Here is a 23,369-nt window from a genome sequence, read left to right on the forward strand (position 1 = left end):
GAATGGAGCCACTCAGAGATGCTTCGCTACATCACAAATAAAACCAATTAAACCAGGGGTTTGCGATATGTGTAATTACAGATTACTAATCTTATACTCCGGTGAACGTTGCGCGACGTCACGAAAACACTCGCCTACCCAGGAGCATGTCTATGTCGTCCTCACCCGGTGTTGCAGCCATGACGGAAGGAAAATCCGCCGTCCGATGGAAGATTTTCGTCGTCATGCTGAGTCTGATCGCCATCAATTACGTTGACCGGGCGTCGCTGTCGGTCGCCATGCCGCTGATTTCGAAGGAGTTCGATATCGGCCCGGCCATGGAGGGACTGATCCTCAGTTCGTTCTTCTGGACCTATGCAGTCATGCAGATTCCAGGCGGGATGCTCGCGGACCGCTATAAGCCACGCGTCGTTATCGCGGCCGCGACGGTGTTCTGGGGCTTGTTTCAGGCACTCGCGGCGGTCTGCACGAGTGCGCCCGGACTCCTTCTCACGCGCCTCGGACTCGGCGTGTCGGAAGCGCCGATCTATCCGGCCGGCGGCAAGCTCAACGCCATCTGGATGACGCAGACCGAACGGGGCCGCGGCGCGACCCTGCTCGACGGCGGCGCACCGCTTGGCGCCGCGTTGGGCGCAATCCTGATTACGGGCCTGATCGCCGTGCTCGGTTCATGGCGGATTGCATTTGCGGTCGCCGGTATCGGCACGGTGCTGGCGGGGATCCTCGCCTGGTATTACGTCCGCAATTCGCCGCGTGAACATCGCGGCGTCAATGAACTCGAGGCGAGCTATATCGAGGCATCCCATGCCCGTGACGCCGCGCTCGAACCGGCGATGCTGTCCGGCCGGTCGCAGGATTTCCTCAAGTACCGCTCGGTCTGGTGCATGTTTTTCGGCTGGATGTGTTTCAACACCGTGTTCTACGGTCTGCTGACCTGGATGCCCAACTATCTGCACAAGGTGCACGGGTTCGACATCAAGCAGATGGGCGGCTCGAGCTTCATCATTTTCTTCAGCGGCTTCATCGGTGAGCTCATCGGCGGCTGGATTGCGGACAAATGGAAGGCGGCGGGAGGACGGCCGAACGTCGTCATGCGCACCTTGTTCGGCATCGCCGCGATAGTGGCAACCGTGTCGATCTTCTCGGTTGCCTATGTGACTAGTCCCGTGGTCGTGGTGGCGTTGCTCTCATCCACGCTGTTCTTCCTGCGGTGGTGCGGACTTTACTGGTGCATCCCATCGTCACTCGGCAGCCGTAACAAGATTGGCTTTCTCGGTGGCTTCATGAATCTTGGCGGCAATATCGGCGGCATCACGGTGCCGATCATTGTCGGCACGATCGTCCAGTTCACCGGCTCGTATTTCCTTGCACTGATGTTCTTCGCTGCCGCCGGGCTCGGCTTGCTGTTCTGCTCGAGCTCAATCGACTACGAAACGAAAATCCCCGTTTGATGTTTGACCGACCGTTGTTGTCAACCAGAGATATCACGATGAAAAAACGTACCCTACTCGGCATGCTGACGCCCTCGTCCAACACCTCGCTCGAACCGCTCACGAGCGCGATGGTCGCCGGATTGCCGGACGTATCGGCACACTTTGCGCGTTTTCCTGTCACCGAAATTTCGCTCAGCGATCAGGCGCTCGGACAGTTCGACGATTCGAAGATCATCCAGGCCGCCCAGTTGCTGGCCGACGCGAAGGTCGACGTGATCGCCTGGAACGGCACGTCGTCGGGCTGGCTGGGCTTCGAGGCCGACGAGCGGCTGTGCCGCCGCATCACCGAGGCGACGGGCATTCCCGCGACCACTTCCGTGCTGGCGCTCAACGAAATCCTGCGCAAGACCGGCGCGCAGGATTTCGGTCTCGTCACGCCTTATCTCGACGACGTGCAGACGAAGATCGTCGACAACTATCGTCGTTCGGGCTTCAACTGCGTCGATGAACGGCATCTGAACCTGAAGGTGAATTTCTCGTTCTCCGAAGTCGCGGGTGACGAAATTCGCAGGATGGTTCGCGAAGTCGCGCAAGCGAAGCCAAAAGCGATTTCCATCTTCTGCACCAATCTGAATGCGGCACACCTCGTTCCCGAACTGGAACGGGAAACGGGCATTCCGATCTACGACACGATTGCGACCGTCGTGTGGAAATCCCTGCAACTGGCGGACTACGACACGCGGTGCGTGACAGGTTGGGGCCGCCTGTTCAACGAAGTCGTTTAGGAAGCAACCATGTCGAACGAACTCGATTTCGTGATTCGTCACGCCGACGTGGTCACCGCGTCGGACCGGTTTTCGTGCGACATCGGCATTCGCGATGGCCGCGTGGCGATGCTTGGACACGATCTGCCGCGCGCACCGCGCGAACTCGATGCCAGTGGGCTGCTGGTGCTGCCAGGCGGCGTCGACGGCCACTGTCATCTGGATCAGCCGATGCCGGAAGGCATGCGCATGGCCGACGATTTCCTGAGCGGCACACGCTCGGCCGTATGCGGCGGTACGACTACCGTGATTCCGTTTGCGGCCCAGCACAAAGGGCAATCGCTGCAGGCGGCCGTCGACGATTACCATGCCCGCGCGACGGGTAAGGCGGTGATCGACTATGGGTTTCATCTGATCGTGTCGGATCCGTCGCCGCACGTGCTCGCCGATGAGTTGCCTCGCCTGATCGCCAACGGCTACACGTCGTTCAAGGTCTACATGACCTACGACGATCTCAAGCTGAACGATCGCGAAATGCTCGATGTCCTGTCGGTGGCGCGCGCGCATGGCGCGCTTGTCATGGTGCACGCGGAGAATTCAGACTGCATCGGCTGGCTCACGGAACGGCTGCTCGGCGATGGACACGTCGCGCCGCATTTTCATGCGCATGCGCGGCCCGCGGTGGTCGAGCGTGAGGCGACGCATCGGGCGATCGCATTCGCGGAGCTGGTGGACGTGCCGATTCTGATCGTGCATGTATCCGGGGCCGACGCCATCGAGCAGATTCGTTGGGGACAGACGCGGGGCCTGCCGATTCTGGCTGAGACCTGTCCGCAATATCTGTATCTCACCGCAGCGGATCTTGGCGGCGGCGAATACGAAGGTGCGAAGTGCGTGTGCAGTCCGCCACCGCGCGATCCGGAGAATCAGAAGGCGGTCTGGAAGGCGCTGCGCCAAGGTGTGTTCTCGATCGTATCGTCGGACCATGCGCCTTTTTCTTACGACGACCCGCTCGGCAAGAAGCCCGGCGGTAACGAAGTCGCGTTCAATCACATTCCCAATGGCATTCCGGGGCTCGAGACGCGCTTGCCGCTGCTGTTCAACGGCGTCAACGAAGGACGTCTGTCGCTGCACCAGTTTGTGGAACTGACGGCGCTCCGCCCGGCGAAGCTCTACGGACTTTATCCGCGCAAGGGAACGATTGCCGTCGGCGCCGATGCGGACATCGTCGTGTGGGATCCGCAGCGACGCGTCAAGATTGCAAACGCATCGCTGCATCACGCGGTCGACTACACGCCCTACGAGGGGATTGAGGTCACGGGGTGGCCGCGGCATTGCATGTCCCGTGGCGAACTGCTGGTTGAGGACGGACGGTTTGTCGGGGCCGAAGCGGGACGTGGCCAGTTCATAGCCGCCGGCAGGCCGTGCCTCGATTGAGCCAGGGGACAGCGGAGCTGCATGCACGATCCTTAAGGGGCACGCCATGAAATTCACCGGGCGATTAACGCGTTGCTGGCACTGACCGCCTGCGCTGTCAGCGGAACAGGACCAGCGCAATCCTCCGGCGTCAGCAGACAGGTCGCAGCTGCGGCCGACTTGCCGTCGGTCGTCCCCAAAGCCGCTGGCGTAGATTCTGTGCCGCTGATCCGTCTGTCCAAATGGCTGGAGCTGGCCGACATGTGTCCGTTGCAAATAGTCGTTATGACGCCGTCTCAGCTGTTCGTCACTCACCCAAGAGAACGTCCACGAACTATCATCGGCATGTTGCTGCGGTGCCAGCTTGCGCACGCGCTCCTTATAACGAAGTGCCGATTCATGGATTGTCTGGGGCCCCTCTGCCCCTGTTTTCCTGAGCCACGCCCGCGAAGCGACGGGCAGCACTGATGCCTTGAAAGTAGGTTGCCGAATCCCATTTACCTTTTGTGAATCAGCGTATCCGTCCCCCCTTGCTGCCTGAATGGCCCTTTCCGCCTAGTCGCGATGTCGCTGGTCGCACCTTCGGCTACCTTGTCGCGCTTCAATATCGCGGCGCCGATAGGTGGCTCTGGAGCTGCCGTTGCGGCGGCCACGTGACTGTCGAACTTGAGGCGGTGGAAGGCGGCAGAACGCGGGACTGTGGCTGCCGTGAGCAGCGTCGTGTGTGGCGATCCCGCCCAGGCTCACCTGCGCTGCGGGGCGGCGAGGTGTTTGGCCAGCTGACGACCGATCGGTACGCTGGCGATGGTTTGTGGGTTTGCCGGTGCGACTGCGATCGTGAGGTGACAGTGAGCGCCGGGCGCCTGCGGCTGGGCAAGGCACGTTCGTGCGGCCGCTGCTTCGGCACTTCGACTGACTGACTGGCACAGTCTGTTCGGTTTGGTCATGGCATGTGTGGTCCGTTTATTCGACGCTTCACATGATGTGTGGCGGCTCGGAAACACGAACGACGTTCCTAGCAAGTTGTCGTCGGTGTCGAGGCATTAAGCCCGGCGAGTCAGCTCTCTCGACGTTCCCAAATCACCGCTAAGCGGCCATTCGACCCAGATCGACTTCGACGGCAGGTTCACGAGGCACAACCGCCATTCGAGCAACTGACTCGAACGGTAGCGTCGCGTGGACTGGAAATCATCGAAATTGATGCGTCCCCGTTTGTGTGCAATGGACGCAACTGTCACTACGCGTGGACGTTCAGAAACGGCCACCTTTTCCAGCAACGGCATCGACAAGCCTCCTTTTATAAGGCAGCACCGCAGGTCAGCCTCCGGTGAAATTGGTGCATCGCTCAATGAAAATGGACGATGCCGCAGACTTTGCTGCACTTGAACGGCCGCTCTCCGCTCCCCGCAAACTTTGTTGTCTGCCGATAAATGCAAAAATACGTTTGACAAACTATCTTTAGATATATATCTTACGACACATCTTAAGACACAAATGGGAGTACCCAAGATGCGTCATCACCATCGTTTTTCCCGTTCGCGTGGCGCGGACGAAGGTTTCTTCGCAGGGCATGACCGCCCGTCGCTGCATGCGCTTTGGCATGCGTTCGCCCGTCGCTACGAGCGCGGCAGTGAGGCGCGCAGTGAAGGATTTGAACGCCACCATGGCGGACGCGGCGATTGGCACGAGTTTCAAGACAACGAGCGTGGCCGTGACAGCCGGCACGAGTTTCGAGGCCACGAGCGCGGCCACCATGGCGGCCGGCACGAGTTCCAAGGCGACGACCGCGATCATGGCAACCGCGGTGACCGCGGCGGCTTCGGCCACGACCGCTTCTCGCTTCACGCACTGTGGCACGCGATCGGCCGGCATCACGAGCATCGGGGCGGTGGCCGCGGGCGCTTCGGTGGCGGCGGCCCGGGTGGTTTCGGTGGCGACGGCGACGGTTTTCCGCGCGGCCGCAAATTCAGCTCCGACGACCTGCAATTGCTGCTGCTCTCGATGATCGAAGCACAGCCGAGCCATGGCTACGAGCTGATCAAGGCACTCGAAACGCGCTCGAACGGTTTCTACAGTCCGAGTCCCGGCATGGTTTATCCGGCGCTCACGTATCTGGAAGAACTCGGCTACGTGACCGTGCAACTCGAAGGCAACCGCAAGCGTTACGAACTCTCGGAGACGGGCCGCGAGTACCTGGCCGCCAACCGCGACCGCGTCGAATTGATGCTCGCCAAACTGGCGCATATCGCCCGCAAGATGGATTCCGTGCGCCGCGCGTTTGCCGGTGAAGAGCCGGCCGACATCAGCGAAGGCGGCTGGCTGCCGGAACTGAACGAGGCACGCCGCGCGCTGAAACATGCGCTCCTGCGCCGAGACAATGCACCGGCCGCTGAGCAGCGCCGCATCGCCGCGATCCTGATGCGCGCGGCAAAAGAAATCGAAGGCGAAGGCAATCCCGGCAGCGGTGAAGGCAGCAGCGTGCCGGCCGCTTGAGATCGCACAGATCGCGCTACCCGACATTCGCGCGCGAAGGCGCCCATGCGCACCTTCGCACCTTCGCACCTTCGCACGCCAATCAAACCAACAGGAATGACACCCTTATGCTGACAAATGACAACCGGGCCGATCTGGCGGTCCATCGCGTACGGCATCCCCTGAAGTTCCGTCTGTTGCAGGTCAAAACGGTGCGCGCGCTGACTCCGCATCTGATTCGCGTCACCTTCACGGGCGAGGATCTGCACGACTTTGTCTCCGCTTCGTTCGACGATCACATCAAAGTGTTCTTCCCCGAGCCCGGCGCCGACAAACCCGTGCTGCCGGAAGCCGGCCCTGACGGTCCCGAGTTTCCCGCCGGCCAGCCGCGGCCGATCGCCCGCGACTTCACGCCGCGCCGCTTCGACGCCGAGGCGCGCGAACTCGACATCGAGTTCGCCATGCACGAGGCCGGCCCGGCTGCAACATGGGCGGCGCAAGCCAAGGCGGGCCAGTATCTCGGCATTGGCGGCCCGCGCGGCTCGCTGGTGATCCCGACCGGCTTCGACTGGCATCTGCTGATCGGCGACGATACCGCGTTGCCGGCCATTGCCCGCCGCCTCGAAGAGTTGCCTGCCGGCACACGCGTCGCGGCCGTGATCGAGGTGGCCGACCGGTCGGCACAGATCGAATTCGCGACGCGGGCCGAACTGCATATCGTCTGGCGCCATCGCAGCGAATCGGGCTATCGCGGCGAGGCCTTGCTGCAGGCAGTACGCGAAGTTTACTTACCCGAAGACGGTGAAGGCTACGTGTGGGCCGCCGGCGAATCCGCGACGATGCGCGCGGTGCGCTACCACCTGTGCACGGAACGTGGCGTCGACAAGTCGCGCATTCGCGCGGCCAGCTACTGGAAACAGGGTGCCGAAGCGGTACACGAGTCGCTCGACGATTGACCGTCCGCAGCGCGCGCACAATGAACTGCGTACGTTGGGCGAGCCGTCTGAGCTATGTGAGCCGCGATAACGGGTGTTTTCGCGGCAAACGAAATCACGCGAGCAAAGCCAATATGAAAGGGATTACTAATTCGAAATGAATGGGTATCCGTGCGCCGCACGCTCACGGGGATTCATCTGTCTCGGCGTCGGAAAGCCAGCCGGGACTGAATGCATCGAGCCCCCCTACCCTTAAGGATTTCTTACTACCCCCTCCGAGGGAGTACCTCTTCGCGCCCCTTGCCCCGCCGATATTGGCCGGTAAATGTCGCCAGAGTGACGACACCTTTGGAGGGCCGAACGTGAGTTCAGTAAACGATGCAGGTCAGGAGATCCATCTTGCCGCACCAGTAGACGCGACAGGACTTCATAGAAAGATTGGCTGGGCGGGCGCATTCTGGGTAGCCAGTGGTGTACCGGCTCTGGTGCTGTTCTCGATCGGCTCGATTGCGGCGACCGTCGGCAAGCCGTCGTGGATCATCTGGACCATTTCAATCTGTTTCGGCTTCATCCAGTCCTTTTCCTACGCCGAGATCGCCGGGCTGTTTCCACACAAGTCCGGCGGCGCATCGGTGTATGGCGCAATCGCCTGGGTGCGCTACAGCAAGCTGCTCGCGCCTCTCTCCGTGTGGTGCAACTGGTTCGCGTGGTCAACCGTGCTGGCGATCGGGTCCGGCCTCGGTGCGGGCTACGTGCTGAACATGTTGTTCCCCGCAACCTCCGCGATCAACACGTGGCAAATCACGCTGGTCGATCTTGGCTGGCTTTCGAGCGGGCTGAGTCTGCGGGTCAATGCGACCTTCGTGATCGGCGCTGCGATCCTGCTAACGACGTTCGCGATCCAGCATCGCGGCATTCTGCAAGCCGCGCGGCTCCAGATGATTCTCGCGATCTCCGCGCTGCTGCCGCTCCTATTGGTCGGCGTCTATCCGCTACTGACAGGCGATTTGCCGATGCACAACCTGTTCCCGCTCTATCCGCTGGCAAAAGACGCCGGCGGCCGTGTTATAGACGGCACCTGGAATTTGAGTAGCATCGAACTGATGGCCGGCGGACTCTTTATCGCCGCGTGGTCCACCTACGGATTCGAAACGGCGGTCTGCTACACGCGCGAATTCAAGGATCCTCGCCGCGATACGGTCAAGGCGATCGTTTATTCCGGACTCCTGTGCCTCGTGTTCTTCACGCTCGTCCCGCTCGCGTTCCAGGGCGCCCTCGGTCTCGGCCAACTCGTCTCGCCCGAGGTCAAGGACGCTGCCGGCAACATCACGCAGCCGGCTGTCTATGACGGCATTCTGTCGCCGGGCATTTACAGCGGCATGGGCGTTTCCGAAGCGATGGCGCAAATCGTGCACGCCGGCAACCTGGGCGCACTCATTCTGAAACCGATGCTGGTATTCGCGCTCGTGCTCGCCATCATGACGTCGATGGCGGGTTCGTCGCGCACGCTCTATCAGGCTTCCGTTGACGGCTGGTTGCCGAAATATCTGTCTCACGTCAACCACAACGGCGCACCGACACGCGCAATGTGGACCGACCTCGTATTCAATCTCGTGCTGCTGCTGATGTCCGACTATGTCGTCGTACTCGCGATGTCGAATGTAGGCTACATCATCTTCAACTTCCTGAATCTCAATGCCGCGTGGATCCACCGGCTCGACCGTTCAACCTGGGAGCGCCCTTTCAAAGCGCCGAAATGGGTGCTCGGCGCCGGCGCCGTATTGTCGTTCGTCAATCTCGCATTGATGGGGCTGGGGGCGGATGTATGGGGCAAGGGCACCCTGATTTCGGGCATCGTCTTCTCGGCGCTGATCGTACCGGTGTTCATCTGGCGCCACTACGTGACAGACAAAGGCCGCTTCCCGGACGCGATGCTGGACGACATGGATCTGTCGAACGACAACGCCCAGCGGCGCGCGGGTTTTCTGCCGTATGCGGTATTGGCGCTTGGCGTGGTGGTCGTCTTCGTAAGCCACTGGATCACGACCTGATTGCACACTTCTTCTGACGATCGAACGCCCGTGTTGCGTGAATCTCCGCGTAACACGGGCGAAGTTCATCGCACGGCAAAGATCGCACCTTCGATACCCAGCACTTCGCTGCTGGCCGAATAAATGCCGATACCACGTTCCCAGACGTTTCTCAGCACACCATTCGCCCCGCGAATGCGATAGCGCAGTTCAAACGGCCTGCGATCCGCCAGTGCTTCCTGCACGCCGCGCCAGACGTAATCGACGTCTTCCGGCACGATCAACTGGCTGTAGCTATGTTCGTGACTATCGACAAACCAGGCAGCCGGATAGCCAGTCAACTCTTCGCAACCGTCGCTGACGAATTCCATCGACCACGACGGATTGTTGCGGCCGCGATAGATCAGGCCCGGCACGCCGTTCAGGAGGCCCATCGCGCTGCGCAGCCTGGCTTCGATTGAAGTCTCCTGACGTTTTTGCGCCGTGGTGTCGAATGCGGCGATAAAGAAGGCGTCTTTGTGCCGGCGGCATGCCACCTCCAGCCAGCGAAGTTGGCCGTGCGGATGAACAAAGCGGATTCGCTCGCGCATGCAGGCACCGCTTTCATTGCGCAGCCGCTCCAGCACCGCGCGCCAGATCAGCCGATCTTCCGGATGCACGTACGCGGCTAGCTCGACGCCCGCGACGCTGGCTTCCATCAGTTCGCTCCACGCAGCGTTTGCGTGGCGAATGCAGCCTTCGGTATCCACTTGCAACAGCGCGACCGGATAGGCGTCGAGGCCCGACGCGCTGGCGGCCATTTCGCTTACAACAGCATTATCTTGCATTCATTTACGCCTTCATCATTGACGCGCCAGGGCATCGCGGTGAACCCACGCGGCCAGTTCAAGCCGGGAACGCAAATTCAACTTGCGCAGCAGATTCTTGACATAGACCTTGACCGTGCCGTCGCTAATGCCCAATTGCCTCGCGATCTGCTTGTTGCTCATACCCTCGGAAATGCGCGCCAGTGTCTGCGCTTCGCGCTCGGTCAGTTCGACCTGGCGAGTGCCTCTTTCCCCTTCGGGCACATCGTCGTCATTCGCGAGAAGCGTGACCAGACAATCGTCGAGCACGATCACGCCTTGCACACAGTTGCGTATGTAGAGCCGCAAATCGTCCGGCTCGGTTTCCTTCAACATATAACCGTCGGCGCCGAGACGCAGCGCGCTCAACAACTCGTTGCGATCGAGCGAGGCGGTCAGCACGACCTTGCGGCTCTCGATTTCGAGCTGGCCCAGTTCATCGAGCACATGCAAACCACCCAATCCCGGCATGTGAAGATCGATCAGGATCAGACCAGGCCTTAACTGCTCCGCGAGCGCAATGCCCTGCCGGCCGCTGGAAGCTTCCCCGACCACCTGAAACTCCCCAGTCGAGTTGAAGTACTCGGCGAGGCCACGCCGGAACAGCGGATGGTCGTCAATCAGAAGCAACGTCGTCGGATCCATCAAGGGACTCCCTTCTGGCATCGTCATTCGGGACAAGCAGGCGTACCCGCGTGCCGCTCGGCTGCACATTCTCGATCGCGACTCGTGCGCCGATCGCACGCGCCCGTTCGCGCATGATCTCCAACCCGTAGTGATTTTCCTCCACCGATGCAGGCCGCAACCCGAGCCCGTCGTCCGTCACGGTCACGCACAAAGCGCCCGTGGGATCGCCCATCACTTCGATCCGGGCATGTCTCGCATGAGCATGGCGGACCACGTTCGATAACGCTTCGCGCACGATCTGCAACGCGTGCAGCGCAACATCCGGCGCGAGTTCGATTTCCGGCACGCGGTTGTCCAGTTCGAAAACCACGTTGCAGCGCCGCGAAAACTCATCGACAGAGTCAGCCAGCGCCTGGCGCCACGAGCGCCCTTCGAGAGTCAGGCGCGCACCGGTGATCAACTGGCGAACGTCGCGCTGCAGCCGCGTCATCGTGGTTCGCAACTCCGCGAGCAACGGTTCCGCTGCATCGGGATTACGCACCTGCTGTTGCACACGGCTGACGAGAAACGACATGAAGCCCAGTTGTTGTGCGACCGAATCATGAAGTTCACGGATCAGCGCACGGGTACCCCCGTCGCAATCGACCTCATCGCCCCCATCCACCACTTGCGTGGATGCGTCGCGCTGCATCAGGGTCCGGCTCACCGCCATGCAGGCCACCCCACGAGAAAAGTGATCTTAGAGGCAAGAAACGTGCCCTTTGCGGCCCTACTCCTTTGGGCATACCTCGTTGTCAGGATTGAACGGCGTTTCCCTTTAAGAAACTATTTTGCTTGTGGGGAACGCCGCTTTTCGAGTGTTTTGTCCGTTAGACCCGCGCTTCGCAACGCACTCGAATGGAGCAAATGCCCCGTTTTAGTTCAGATGCAAGTGCACACGTTTGAAGCGAAACATGATCCACGCGTTTTGCCCGCATCGACAAAACCGGCAATCAAATACATGACACCGACGCACGACAGATCATCAGGCTCTCCTCCAAGCCTTCCGCGATATCAGGCACTCCGGATATGTGAGGCTGCGCGTCAACACGTTGTGGTCGTTCAAGCCGACGCACTCACGAAGATCGCGGCTTTCATCGCGACGCTGCCGCTCGAGCCGGACCTGAGCACGCTGCTCGTTCAAGGCGATACCTCAGCTACGGCTCGCGGCGCGTCGTTCTTCCCGACGTACGACGCGCTCGAGCGCCATCTTCTCGCGACCCTGGATCGCTCGGCAATCGGCTTGCGGCTCTATGTATGCGGCGACGAAGCGTTCATCTGGCGCATCCGTCGTCTCGCCTGCGAAGCGGGCATGTTGCCGGAAGAAATCAGCGCCGAACTCGTTGCCGCACCGCGCGCCGTGTATTGCGTGCATTGCAGTGCATCGCACGTCTACGACGCACTGCCCGAAGTCGAATGCATCGGCTGTGGCATCAACCTCGGCGTGCGCCAGCATTTCTCAGAGCGCGTCGGCGCGTATCTCGGCGTCTGCGCCGATCCGGATCGCCCTTACCTGGAGGATCGCGCATGAACACGATCAAGGTTCGCGTAGAAGCGACACGGCTGCTGACACCGGTGGTACGCGAGTTCACGCTGACCGCCGTGCACGGCCGGTTACCGAAGTTTTCTTCCGGCAGTCATATCCAGGTGCGCTTGCCGCTGGACGAGCGCCCATTGCGCAACGCCTATTCGCTGCTCGGCGATCCGGCGAACGCGTCCAGCTATCGCATCGCCGTGCGCAAGCAGGAGGATTCGCGCGGCGGTTCGGTGTTCATGCATGAGCGTGTCCGGGAAGGATCGGCGTTGAAAATTACGCCACCGGCCAATCTGTTTGCACTGCATTCCGGCGCGCGGGCTCACATCCTGATCGCGGGCGGCATCGGCATCACGCCATTTGTCGCGCATATCGCCGCGCTGGAGCGCGACGCCGCCGATTTCGAATTGCACTACGCCTATCGGCAAGGGCTTACCGACGCGTATCGCGCCGAGTTGAGCGAGCGCCTCGGCAACCGTTTTCATGGTTACGACGGCGAGCGCGTGCGACTCGATATCGAACGGGTGCTACGTGGTCGCCCGCTGGGGACGCATGTCTATGTATGCGGTCCGCAAACGCTTCTGAGAGCCGTGCGCGAGACAGCTCGCGCGCTCGGCTGGCCAGACGGCCGCGTGCACTGGGAAGCATTCGCCGCGACGCAGCCCGGCACGCCGTTCGTCGTGACCCTCATGCGCAGTGGCGCGAGGTTGGACGTGGCGGCTGACCAGAGCCTGCTGGAAGCGCTCGAAGCGAGCGGACTCGAGATCCCGAACCTGTGCCGCGGCGGAGTCTGCGGCCAATGCGCGACGCGCCACGTTGCCGGCGACGTCGACCACCGCGATCTGGTGCTTCAGGAATCCGAGCGCGTCACGCATCTGATGCCGTGCGTCTCGCGTGCCCACAGCACCTCTCTTTTCCTTGACCTCTGAGGACCGCGCCATGAGCGTCATTCTGAAACCCGCCGAAAGCTACCGTGAGACGTTTTCGTTTCGCAACAGTGAAGCCGCCATTGCGCGCTTCCCTTTTCCGTTTCCCGAAGACGCCTACATGTATTCGGTGAATATCGAACCGGCCCTGCCGCGCGATCCGGGCTCGGTCTTCGAGCACTGGTTCGATATCGACGAGCACTATCGCTCCGAAGTCGCCGAGCGCGCAATCGTGCTGCAAAACGATCCGCACCGCTGCATGGTGATGCCGCACATGCAGAAAGCCTCGTGGGACACGCTGGAAATGATCATGGAGCATCTCGCCCAGGATTATCCCGAGCTGTTTTCGCTTAAGCGCAAGGGCGATCAGTGCTTATGGAGCAATCGTGCGCTCGGCATCGAGCAGGCGTTCCGTTTCGGCGACGCGCAGACCTTGCCGTGCGAGCCGCTCGAATATGTCATGCGGCAAACGCAAGGCGATATCGCGCTGCTCGATCAACGCGACGGCGATCTCTTCATGGATGCCGGCATCATCACCGGTCCTGCGGACTGGTCGCTCGCGTTCGACGCGGGAATGAGTTTCAGGCAATGGCATTCGCCGGTGCCGATGGCACACGACTTGGGCATCTTCGATCGCGCGCTCAAGTATCTGCTGAACATTCAGGTGGACCGTCCGGTACGGCGTCTGAACTGGACGCTCACAATCAACCCGCGCCTCGATACCGCCCCCGAAAACTACCACCTGTGGGGCGCAGAGCGCGGTCAGGTGACGCCTGAGAACGTCGCGCAATGCGTGCATCTGCGCGTCGAACTGCAATTCATGGCGCGGCTTCCGCAGAGCAACGCGCTGATGTTCAGCATCCGCACGTATCTCGCCAGCATGGCCGAGCTCGTCACGCATCCGGCGTGGGCGCGCCGCCTTCATCGGGTCCTGCGCGACCTGCCTGAACCGATTGCCGACTACAAGGGCATGACGCGCTACCGGAAGACCGTTGTCGACTGGTTGAGCCAGTTCGACGACGGTCTCTGATGCCTTGCTGATTTCGCATACCCCCTCACCTCTGGAGTAGCAGACATGGCTAATTCATGGCGTATTTCCGCGCTCGCGGACCGTCATCGCGCATTAGGCTCGAACCTCGAAGACTGGAACGGAATGGGCACCGCATGGACCTACTCCGGCGACCTTGCCGATCAGCACGAGGCGATTCGCACCAAGGCTGGCCTGATGGATGTATCCGGCCTGAAGAAGGTCCACTACGTCGGCCCGCACGCGGAGAGCCTGCTGAACTGGGCAACCACACGCGACGTCAGCAAGCTCTACCCGGGCAAGTCGGTGTATGCGGCGATACTGAATGAAGACGGCAAGTTTATCGACGACTGCATCGTCTACCGGACCGGGCCGAATGCGTTCATGGTCGTGCATGGCTCCGGCACCGGCTATGAGCGCCTCGTTCGCTCCGCGCAGGGCCGCCAGGTCGCCGTACTGTTCGACGACGATCTGCATGATCTGTCTCTACAGGGCCCCGCCGCCGTGGACTTCCTTGCGGAACACGTGCCGGGCATTCGTGATCTGCCTTATTTCCATCATCTGCAAACGCGACTCTTCGGCAGGCCGGTGACGATCTCGCGCACCGGCTATACCGGCGAGCGCGGTTACGAGATCTTCTGCAAGGCCGCGGATGCGCCCTTCATCTGGGACACCGTCCTCGACAAAGGCGCAGCGTTCGGCATCATCCCGTGCGCGTTCACGGCGCTCGACTGGTTGCGCGTCGAAAGCTATCTGCTGTTCTTCCCCTACGACAACTCCGAGATGTACCCATTTGCGAACGAAAAGGCGGGCGACACGTTGTGGGAACTCGGCCTCGACTTCACCGTATCGCCGGGAAAAACCGAGTTCTGCGGCGCGGGCGAACACTTCCGTCTGCAAGGCAAGGAGCGTTTCAAGATTTTTGGCGTGCTGGTGGACTCCACCGAAGCAGCCAACGGCGGCGACCCATTGTGGAACGACGGCAAGCAGGTCGGCGTCGTCACATGCGGCATGGTCTCGCGGCTGACCGGCCGCTCGATGGCGATCGCACGCCTCGACGTGGACTACGCGCGCCCCGGCGCACCGCTCGAAGTGCGTGGCCGCATCAAGGCCCGCGCAAGCGCCGCCGAACTGCCGTTCGACGATCCGGAAAAGAAGAAACGCACCGCGATCGGCTAATCCGTCGACGGTCTCCCGTTACATCTCTCACGTATTTTCAGGAGTGTCGCAGTGACCCAGAACTACATACTGACGATCAGTTGCCCGGCCACTTCCGGCATCGTCGCGGCCGTCTCGTCCTATCTCGCGCAATCGGGTTGCTATATCAGCGAACTGGCGCAATTCGACGACGAATCCAACGGCACGTTCTTCATGCGTGCGGTGTTCCGCTTCAACGAAGCGAAGACTGGCAGCATCGACAAGCTACGCACCGACTTCGGCAGCATCGCCAACGACTTCGCGATGCAATGGAAGCTCTACAGTGCCGCGCAGCCGATGAAGGTGCTGCTGATGGTCAGCAAGTTCGACCATTGCCTCGCCGACCTGTTATACCGGCATCACAAAGGCCAGTTGCACATACAGATCACCGCCATCGTCTCCAACCATCTGGACCTGCGGCCGATGGCGGAGCGCGAAGGCATCCGTTTCATCTATCTACCGGTAACACCGGAAACCAAGGACCAGCAGGAAGCCGAACTGCTGAAGGTCGTCGCCGAGACGGAGACGGAGCTCGTGGTGCTCGCGCGCTACATGCAGATTCTCTCTAACAACCTCTGCAAGCAGCTCGCCGGCCGCGCCATCAATATTCATCACTCGTTTCTGCCGGGATTCAAAGGCGCGAAGCCGTATCACCAGGCGTTCGAACGCGGCGTCAAGCTGATCGGCGCCACTGCGCACTACGTCACTTCAGATCTCGACGAAGGACCGATCATCGAACAGGAAGTGCAGCGTGTCGATCACGTCCTGCAACCCGAAGGTCTCGTGGCGATTGGGCGTGACACAGAAACAGTAGCGCTGTCGCGCGCCGTGAAATTCCATACCGAACATCGCGTCTTCCTCAACCGCGACCGCACCGTGATCTTCCGATAAACCCGGCCTAACTCGTTGACGGTCAAGCCGCCGCTGCCGGGTTGCTCGATTGTCGTACTCGATATCTAGTGAGATAAAGACCATGAAAAAGCGCGTCGCAATCATCGGTGCAGGTCCTTCCGGAATGGCGCAATTGCGCGCTTTCCAGTCCGCGAGAGAAAAAGGCGCGGAGATTCCCGAGATCGTCTGCTTCGAGAAGCAGCAAGACTGGGGCGGCATGTGGAACTACACGTGGCGCACCGGCACCGACGAAAATGGCGAGCCGGAGCACGGCAGCATGTATCGCTACCTGTGGTCCAACGGGCCGAAGGAATGTCTGGAGTTCGCGGACTACACCTTCGAGGAGCATTTCGGCAAACCGATCGCCTCGTATCCGCCGCGCGAGGTGTTGTGGGACTACATTCGCGGACGTGTCGAAAAAGCCGGCGTGCGGCCTTATATCCGCTTCAATACGGTTGTCCGTCAGGTGAGCTTCGACGCGGCAACCCAAAAATTCACGGTCGCCGCGCAAGACTTTTCCGCCGGCGCGACCACGTCGGAGGAGTTCGACTATGTCATCAACGCGTGCGGCCACTTCTCGACGCCGAATGCGCCGACCTTTCCCGGCTTTGAGAGCTTCGGCGGCCGCATCCTGCACGCGCACGATTTCCGCGACGCGCTGGAGTTCAAGGACAAAGATGTGCTGTTGATCGGCAGCAGCTATTCGGCGGAAGACATCGGCTCCCAGTGCTACAAGTACGGCGCGAAGAGCATCACGAGTTGCTATCGCACCGCGCCGATGGGTTATCACTGGCCCGACAACTGGGAAGAGAAACCGCTCTTGCAGCGCGTGCGCGGCAACATCGCCTACTTCGCCGACGACTCGCACAAGCGCATCGACGCGATCATCCTGTGCACCGGGTATCAGCATCACTTTCCGTTCCTGCCGGACGAACTGCGCCTGAAGACCGGCAACCGGCTGTGGCCTTTGAACCTCTACCAGGGCATTTTCTGGGAAGACAATCCCGGCCTGATCTACCTCGGCATGCAGGACCTCTGGTACTCGTTCAACATGTTCGACGCTCAGGCCTGGTATGCGCGCGATGTGATTCTCGGCCGCGTTGCGCTGCCGCCGAAAGCAGAAATGACCGCGCACAGCCTCGCATGGCGAGCGAAGGAAGAGAAGCTCGTCACCAATCAGGAGATGTTCGAATTTCAGGGCAGCTATATCCAGACGTTACTCGACGCCACCGACTACCCGAGCTTCGACATTGAGGGCGTGAACCGCACCTTCGTCGAATGGAAACACGACAAGCATGACGACATCATGGGCTACCGCAACAAGTCCTATCGCTCGCTCATGACCGGCACACAATCGCCGCCGCATCACACGCCGTGGCTGTCGGCGCTCGACGACTCGATGGAGGCGTATCTGGGCGAACCCGTCCCAGCGCTGAAAACCGCCAGCTAAGCGGCACGAACCAGGGAAGAACATGCTGATACGGCCCCCCATAAGCTCGCGCCCTGCGGAGCCTGCGCTGTTTGCCCGCACGGCTGGACGCGAACGATATCGCGTGGCAGGCGGCGGCTTCACGGTCGTCGCGCTCGCGCCCGGCGATACGTTGCAGATCGTCGATATCGAAGGCCGGCAGCCCTGCGAACTGATGGCGTTCGACACGCAAGGCAAAGCCGCGCTGGCCGCGCTCGAACTGCAAGCGTCGGCCGACGCATCATTCATTGCGAGTCTTTTGCATAACGGCCCGTCCTCGCCTGTGCTGACCGGTCTGCTCAAGCGTGGCGTCAGTGCGAGTGCACGGCAGCCCGCGGCGGCCATCTGGAGCGGCGATACGCCGGCGGGATTTGCGCGCAATCTCGTAGCCGCCGAAGCGCTGCTCGTCATTGCCGCCGCGCCAGGCGTCGCAAGCGCAATCGATTCGCAGAATCCGCCCACCGATTTGCGTCTCACGATCGATCGCGCGAATCCCGCGCTGCTTGCCGCGCCGCCGCTTTCTGCCCCCCTGGCCGACGCACTGAACGACTTCACGATCCACCCCGGCACGGCCACCGCGTACACGGTGCGCGCGGGAGAATACATTCAGGTGCTGGACGTCGCGGGCCGGCAATGTTCGGATTTCGTCGCATTCGACCTCGCCGCGCTCGATCGAAACGAAGAACTCGATCTCGACCAGACCGTGACGAGAACGCTGAACGGCAATGCGTATCCCGCTCCCGGTCTGTTCTCGAAGTTCTTCAATCGACGCATGCAACCCATGCTCGAAGTGGTGCGCGACACGGTTGGCCGTCACGACTCGTTTGCACTGGCGTGCGCGGCGCGCTACTACGAAAGCCAGGGCTACTTCGGCCATAGCAACTGCAGCGACAACATGAGCCGCGCCCTCGCCGCTTTCAATGTGGCGCCGCGCCCCGGCTGGCCCGCGATCAATTTCTTCTTCAACACCGGCATCAACGCCCACCAGCAAATGACGCTCGATGAGCCGTGGTCGCGTCCAGGCGACTACGTGCTGATGCGCGCGCTGACCGATCTCGTGTGCGTGAGCTCGTCCTGTCCCGACGACATCGATCCCGCGAATGGCTGGAATCCGACCGATATCCAGATTCGCGTCTATCCGAACAAGGAACGCTTCTCCATTGCCATGGCTACCCGAACCACGCCCGATGCCGAACCGGTCCTGACCCGCGAGTCAGGCTTTCACGCAAAGACCTCTGCGCTCACCCGCCATTTCACTGACTATCGCGGCTGGTGGCTGCCTACGCACTACGAGGGCTTCGGCACGGTTGAAGAATACTTCGGCTGCCGCGAGCGCGTCGCCATGATGGATCTGTCCGCGCTTCGCAAGTTCGAGATCATCGGTCCCGACGCGGAAGCCCTGTTGCAATACTGCCTGACGCGCGACGTCCGGCGCCTCGCTGTCGGTCAGGTCGTGTATTCGGCGATGTGTTATCCGCACGGCGGCATGCTCGACGACGGCACACTGTTGCGCCTTGGCCCAGACAATTTCCGCTGGATTTGCGGTGAAGACTACGCCGGTGTCTGGCTGCGCGAGCAGGCCGCGGCGCTCGGCATGAAAGTGTGGATCAAATCGGCATCGGATCAGATTCACAATCTGTCGATTCAGGGGCCGCTGAGCCGCGAATTGCTGAAGGAGATGGTGTGGACGCCGTCCACCCAGCCGGCGCTCGAGAGCCTCGGCTGGTTCCGCTTTCTGGTTGGCCGGCTCGACGACTACGAAGGCTGTCCGATTATGGTCTCGCGCACCGGCTATACCGGCGAACTCGGCTATGAGCTCTGGTGTCATCCGCAAGATGCCGAACGCGTATGGGACCGCCTGTGGTCGGCTGGACAACCGCTAGGCATGGTCCCGCTCGGACTGAACGCGCTCGATATGCTGCGCGTCGAAGCCGGCCTGATCTTCGCCGGCTACGAGTTCACCGACGAAACCGATCCATTCGAAGCAGGCATCGGCTTCTCGGTGCCGCTGAAAACCAAAACCGACGACTTCATCGGCCGTGACGCTTTGCTTGCCCGCAGTGCGCATCCGCGGCACAAGCTGGTTGGGCTGGAACTCGACGGCAATGAGCCGGCGCATCACGGAGACTGCGTGCACGGGCAACACAACGCGCGCGCGCAGATCGGCGTGGTCACGAGCGGCGTGCGCTCACCGATCCTCGGCAAGAACATTGCACTGTGCCGGATCGATATCGCCCATGCCGAACCGGGAACACGCGTGCAGATCGGCAAGATCGACGGGCATCAGAAACGCATCGACGCTCAAGTCGTGGCGCCGATCTTCTACGATCCGGACAAGAGCCGTGTCCGCGCTTGAACGGCAGCAGCACAGACCCGGGCGTGGGCCATGGCGCGCGGCTTGCGCCGAGTGGCGCGGCGGATGCCTCGCCACTCAGCCCCGCTCAATGCCGCATCAAGGACCACAACAGCAGCGCCAGCAACAGCACCACGACCAACTGCCAGAACAGCACCGGATCGCTCTCGAGCAAGGGCTTACGCCGAATCGGTGCCATTGCGTCTCGACCGCTCGAAAAACGTTCGAGATCAGCGCAGACTTCGAGCACGTCCTGATACCTGCGCGCCGGATCGGGCTGCAGGGCTTTCTCCAGCACCAGGTCGAGCCATTGCGGCGCGTCGAGCCGGTACTGATAGAGCGGTACGCGGCCATTAAAGCCGTAGGGGAGTTTGCCGCCGCTGAACAGCCGGTACAGCGTCACGCCGTACGCGAACACCTCGGAGCGCGCATCGCCCTGTGCCCCCTTCATCAACTCAGGCGCCATATAAGCGGGCGAGCCCGGTGCGGTGTCGGGGCCCGGCAACTGCATGCCCGGCATATAACCGAAACCGAGATCGAGCAGGCGCGTACTACCGTCTCGCATCACCAGCACGTTCTCGGGTTTGATGTCGCGATGGAAGATGTCGCGGCGATTCAGCACGTCGATCGAACGGCCCAGTTGCCGTGCGATCTCGAGCGCACGCGGCAGCGCCATGGGCTGAGACGCCGCGAGCAGTTTCTCGAGCGTGACGCCTGCGCCGAGCGGCATCACCACATAGAGCCGGGTTTGCCGGTCGGCATCGACCGGCATCGGCGCGAGCACGCCATCGTCGCCGATCTTGCCGGCCAGCCAGCGTTCACGCACGATCGACTGGCGCACGTTCTCGTCCTGCTCGACACGCGGCTTGGGAAACTTGAGCGCGAGCGGCGTATTCGGATCGTCCAGATCGTAGCCGGCGAAAATCCGCGAATAAAAGCCATCGCTCAACACGCTCTTGAGCAGATAGCCATCGACCACCTCGCCAGCGTCGGGCACAGCCGGAATCGGCAAGGCGCCGACCACCCGTTCAAGGTAACCGACATCGAGCAAAGGCAGGCTGCCCACATCGAGCACCGCGCTCGTCACGTCGTCCTGCGAGCCGCGCGTCACCGCCAGCGCGCCGAGCCGGCGGGCAGTTTCGAGCGCACCGTTGCGCGCCGCCAGCACCGTTTGCAGTTCGCGCATCGGTACGCGGCGATAGAGCCCGTCGGAGCACATCAGCAGGCGGTCGCCCTCGCGCAACTCAAGGGTTTCGATGCGAGTCACCAGCGTCGGCAGCATGCCGACCGCATGCGCCACATAAGAACCGAAGGCGACCGGCACCACGTCGTCGTCGCCGAGCTGGGTCAGTTGGCCATCGCGCAGCAGATAGAGCCGCACATCGCCAGCCGCCACCAGATACGCGGTGGCGCGGCGCACGATCAGCGCCGCAAAGGACGCAGCCATCTGCTCCAGTGCGGGATCGACGCGGCCAATCTGATGCAGCCAGCCGTGTATCGCCTCGAGCGCGCGTGCAGCGGCCACGCCGGGCTGCAAGGTGTCGGGGAGCCCGTAATAGGCATCGATAAAGGTCCGCACCGAGAGTTCGGCCGCGACCCGCCCGCCCTTGCTGCCGCTCACACCATCGGCGAGAGCGATCACGCTGCCACGCGCGGCGCGCGCCGCCAGATCGCCGAGCATCACGCCGACATAGTCTTCGTTGATGTGATCCTGCCCGCGGGCGCGGGCAGGGGAAGAGACACAACCGATCTCGAGGGCGGCACACTCGCCGCGCTCCGGCCGCAATTGCAGATCGATTTCCTGGCCGCCCATGCCGCGACGGCTAGCGGGCCTTCTCTCTGGATCGTCTGGCATCCGGCCCGTGTCCGGTGCGGGCAAGCTATCCGGGGAGAAGGGTTGACTCATTTACTTTTTGCCGTGGGTCATCACGTCGCTTGTTTCCAGATCGTGCTCGATCTTCTCGAGCACCTGCGGCGAGCGCTTCTTGAGCATCAACAACCAGACTGCGCCAACCAGCATATACGCAACGAACAGATACGGCAGGATGTTATACGGATAATCGGGCACCGGATACACGCTGCCGATCACCGCGCCGACCATCGCCAGTGCGCCGAGCACGCCCCACACAACGTTACTCGTCTTGAGCTCACCCTGCTTCTTCAGATAAACCGGTGCCGAGATTGCGACCAGGAAATACACGACCAGGAAGCCAAAGGTCGCAAACGTACTGGTATAGCCGAAGGTGTTGAGCGGCCCCGTGCCGAGCATCGCAATGCACACCACGAAGGTCACGATCGAGGAGAACGCAACGGCCAGGTACGGTGTCTGGTGCGTGCGGTGAACCATGCCCATCGAGCGGTGCACGAACTGATAGCGGCCCATCGAATACAGCAGGCGGCTGGACGAGTTGATGCACGCAAGCACGCAGGAGAACGCACTGATCGAGGCGATCAGATAAAACACCGGACCGAGCGGCGAGGCGCCGACGCTCGCGAGCAAGGTGCTGAGCACGGCCGAATCGGCGCCGAGCTTGGCTGTGTCACCGTGGTAAGCGATCGTCATCGAGTAGGCCACAAACATAAAAAACAGGCCCGACAGAATCACGCTCCAGATCACCGCGCGCGGAATCACGCGCAGTGGGTTCCTGGTTTCCTGGCCGAGCGAAGCAGCGCTTTCGAAACCCACGTACGAGAAAATGCCGAGCACCATGCCCTGCGCCATGCCCTTGCTGCTCACGCCCTGCAGCCCCAACTGCGTATGGTCGATGATATGGTCCGGATGCAGTGCGAGCACATAGATCAGCACACCGCCCACGATCACTACCGAAGCGGCTTCGATCGCCAGCGACAGGCGCGAGGAAAGCTTCACGTCACGTGCCGAGAAGAACCAGGCCAGCCCGACAAAGATCGTGTAGACCGCCCACGACGGGATATTGATGCCCCAGGCCGAAAACGCGTTCTGGACGAACACGACGCCTGCGGCGCCAACCCCCATTGCGGTGCCCACATAAGCCGCAATCAGGCCCCAGCCGGCAATGCCACCGGCCATCGGCCCGAGCGCGCGCGAGATATAGATAAAGAACGAACCAGCCGTCGCGATCCGGCTAGAGAGCGCGATGATGCTCATGCTCACCAGCAGCAGCCCGAGCGTTGAAAGACCATAGATCAGCCAGGTCCCTGCGCCGGCCAGCGCCGCGATCGCGGTCACGTTGATCGACGGCGTGAAGGTCGGCGAAAGGTTCGCGATAGATTGGCCGATCACCTCGCCAAAACCTAAAGTACCGGCACGCAGGCCGCCGGATGATGCCGGCGCTGTTGGCGCGACTTGCGTGCTGCTTTGCGGAGTGCTCATGTCAGGGCTCCTGATAGATGGGTGAATCAAGGTTGAATGCGCTCAACTTTTCCACAGTCA

At 61.5% G+C, this 23,369-nt stretch carries 19 protein-coding genes; 13 read left to right on the forward strand and 6 right to left on the reverse strand.

The annotated features are described in order from the left end of the window. Positions 1-152 precede the first annotated feature (152 nt). The 3 genes from KHO23_RS09100 to hydA are packed head-to-tail and all read left to right on the forward strand — an operon-like array spanning position 153 to position 3,634. Entirely contained in the window at positions 153-1,451 is a 1,299-nt protein-coding gene (locus KHO23_RS09100) for an MFS transporter (RefSeq protein ID WP_211610663.1), read from the forward strand. Between the two features lie 38 nt (positions 1,452-1,489). Beyond that, positions 1,490-2,218, forward strand: coding sequence for a maleate cis-trans isomerase family protein (locus KHO23_RS09105; protein WP_211610664.1), 729 nt, complete (start codon positions 1,490-1,492; stop codon positions 2,216-2,218). 9 nt (positions 2,219-2,227) lie between these two features. After that, positions 2,228-3,634, forward strand: coding sequence for a dihydropyrimidinase (hydA, locus tag KHO23_RS09110; RefSeq protein WP_211610665.1), 1,407 nt, complete (start codon positions 2,228-2,230; stop codon positions 3,632-3,634). A 1,022-nt stretch (positions 3,635-4,656) separates the two neighbouring features. On the opposite strand, the gene KHO23_RS09115 is transcribed toward hydA, so the two are convergent. Continuing rightward, on the reverse strand, positions 4,657-4,896 hold the full coding sequence (locus tag KHO23_RS09115) for a hypothetical protein (RefSeq protein ID WP_211610666.1): 240 nt from the start codon (positions 4,894-4,896) through the stop codon (positions 4,657-4,659). Positions 4,897-5,122: 226 nt separating this feature from the next. Between KHO23_RS09115 and KHO23_RS09120 the strand changes: the two genes are divergently transcribed. From KHO23_RS09120 to KHO23_RS09130, 3 genes are all read left to right on the forward strand, one after another. After that, positions 5,123-6,106 carry a PadR family transcriptional regulator gene (locus KHO23_RS09120; protein ID WP_211610667.1) on the forward strand — a complete coding sequence of 328 codons (984 nt, stop codon included), beginning with the start codon at positions 5,123-5,125 and terminating at the stop codon, positions 6,104-6,106. 107 nt (positions 6,107-6,213) lie between these two features. Next, positions 6,214-7,041 carry a siderophore-interacting protein gene (locus KHO23_RS09125; RefSeq protein ID WP_211610668.1) on the forward strand — a complete coding sequence of 276 codons (828 nt, stop codon included), beginning with the start codon at positions 6,214-6,216 and terminating at the stop codon, positions 7,039-7,041. 341 nt (positions 7,042-7,382) lie between these two features. After that, complete coding sequence (locus KHO23_RS09130; protein ID WP_236066760.1) at positions 7,383-9,071, forward strand: APC family permease; 1,689 nt, start codon at positions 7,383-7,385, stop codon at positions 9,069-9,071. 65 nt (positions 9,072-9,136) lie between these two features. Here KHO23_RS09130 and KHO23_RS09135 read toward each other — a convergent pair whose 3' ends face one another. From KHO23_RS09135 to KHO23_RS09145, 3 genes are read right to left on the reverse strand one after another with little or no spacing between them, the layout of a single operon-like run. Next, positions 9,137-9,877, reverse strand: a complete 741-nt coding sequence (locus KHO23_RS09135) for a PAS domain-containing protein (RefSeq protein WP_211610669.1) — start codon at positions 9,875-9,877, stop codon at positions 9,137-9,139. 15 nt (positions 9,878-9,892) lie between these two features. After that, the gene (locus tag KHO23_RS09140) at positions 9,893-10,540 is read right to left on the reverse strand and encodes a response regulator (protein ID WP_211610670.1); all 648 of its coding nucleotides are present in this window, start codon (positions 10,538-10,540) and stop codon (positions 9,893-9,895) included. Next, positions 10,512-11,234 (reverse strand): sensor histidine kinase, encoded by a 723-nt coding sequence (locus KHO23_RS09145; RefSeq protein WP_211610671.1) that lies wholly within the window; start codon positions 11,232-11,234, stop codon positions 10,512-10,514. Before KHO23_RS09145 ends, KHO23_RS09140 begins: the two co-directional genes overlap by 29 nt. 288 nt (positions 11,235-11,522) lie before the next feature. On the opposite strand from KHO23_RS09145, the gene KHO23_RS09150 reads away from it, so the two are divergent. The 7 genes from KHO23_RS09150 to KHO23_RS09180 all read left to right on the forward strand — a co-directional run bounded on the left by KHO23_RS09150 (position 11,523) and on the right by KHO23_RS09180 (position 19,960). After that, on the forward strand, positions 11,523-12,092 hold the full coding sequence (locus KHO23_RS09150) for a dimethylamine monooxygenase subunit DmmA family protein (protein ID WP_407946043.1): 570 nt from the start codon (positions 11,523-11,525) through the stop codon (positions 12,090-12,092). Beyond that, the gene (locus KHO23_RS09155) at positions 12,089-13,024 is read left to right on the forward strand and encodes a PDR/VanB family oxidoreductase (RefSeq protein WP_211610673.1); all 936 of its coding nucleotides are present in this window, start codon (positions 12,089-12,091) and stop codon (positions 13,022-13,024) included. Before KHO23_RS09150 ends, KHO23_RS09155 begins: the two co-directional genes overlap by 4 nt. Before the next feature lie 10 nt (positions 13,025-13,034). After that, a complete protein-coding gene (locus tag KHO23_RS09160; RefSeq protein WP_211610674.1) occupies positions 13,035-14,051 on the forward strand; it encodes a heme-dependent oxidative N-demethylase family protein in 1,017 nt (338 codons plus the stop codon). Positions 14,052-14,096: 45 nt separating this feature from the next. Continuing rightward, positions 14,097-15,227: an aminomethyltransferase family protein gene (locus KHO23_RS09165; protein WP_211610675.1), complete on the forward strand. Its 1,131-nt coding sequence runs from the start codon at positions 14,097-14,099 to the stop codon at positions 15,225-15,227. 51 nt (positions 15,228-15,278) lie between these two features. Next, a complete protein-coding gene (gene purU / locus KHO23_RS09170) occupies positions 15,279-16,136 on the forward strand; it encodes a formyltetrahydrofolate deformylase (RefSeq protein WP_211610676.1) in 858 nt (285 codons plus the stop codon). 82 nt (positions 16,137-16,218) lie between these two features. Further along, positions 16,219-17,586: an NAD(P)-binding domain-containing protein gene (locus KHO23_RS09175; RefSeq protein ID WP_211610677.1), complete on the forward strand. Its 1,368-nt coding sequence runs from the start codon at positions 16,219-16,221 to the stop codon at positions 17,584-17,586. Positions 17,587-17,608: 22 nt separating this feature from the next. Then, entirely contained in the window at positions 17,609-19,960 is a 2,352-nt protein-coding gene (locus KHO23_RS09180) for a DUF1989 domain-containing protein (protein ID WP_211610678.1), read from the forward strand. A gap of 85 nt (positions 19,961-20,045) precedes the next feature. Here KHO23_RS09180 and KHO23_RS09185 read toward each other — a convergent pair whose 3' ends face one another. Next, complete coding sequence (locus KHO23_RS09185) at positions 20,046-21,863, reverse strand: bifunctional protein-serine/threonine kinase/phosphatase (RefSeq protein WP_211610679.1); 1,818 nt, start codon at positions 21,861-21,863, stop codon at positions 20,046-20,048. Then, positions 21,864-23,309: an APC family permease gene (locus KHO23_RS09190; protein ID WP_211610680.1), complete on the reverse strand. Its 1,446-nt coding sequence runs from the start codon at positions 23,307-23,309 to the stop codon at positions 21,864-21,866. Positions 23,310-23,369: the final 60 nt, after the last annotated feature.

Origin of the sequence: Paraburkholderia haematera (assembly GCF_905220975.1) — a bacterium.
Lineage (GTDB): Bacteria > Pseudomonadota > Gammaproteobacteria > Burkholderiales > Burkholderiaceae > Paraburkholderia > Paraburkholderia haematera.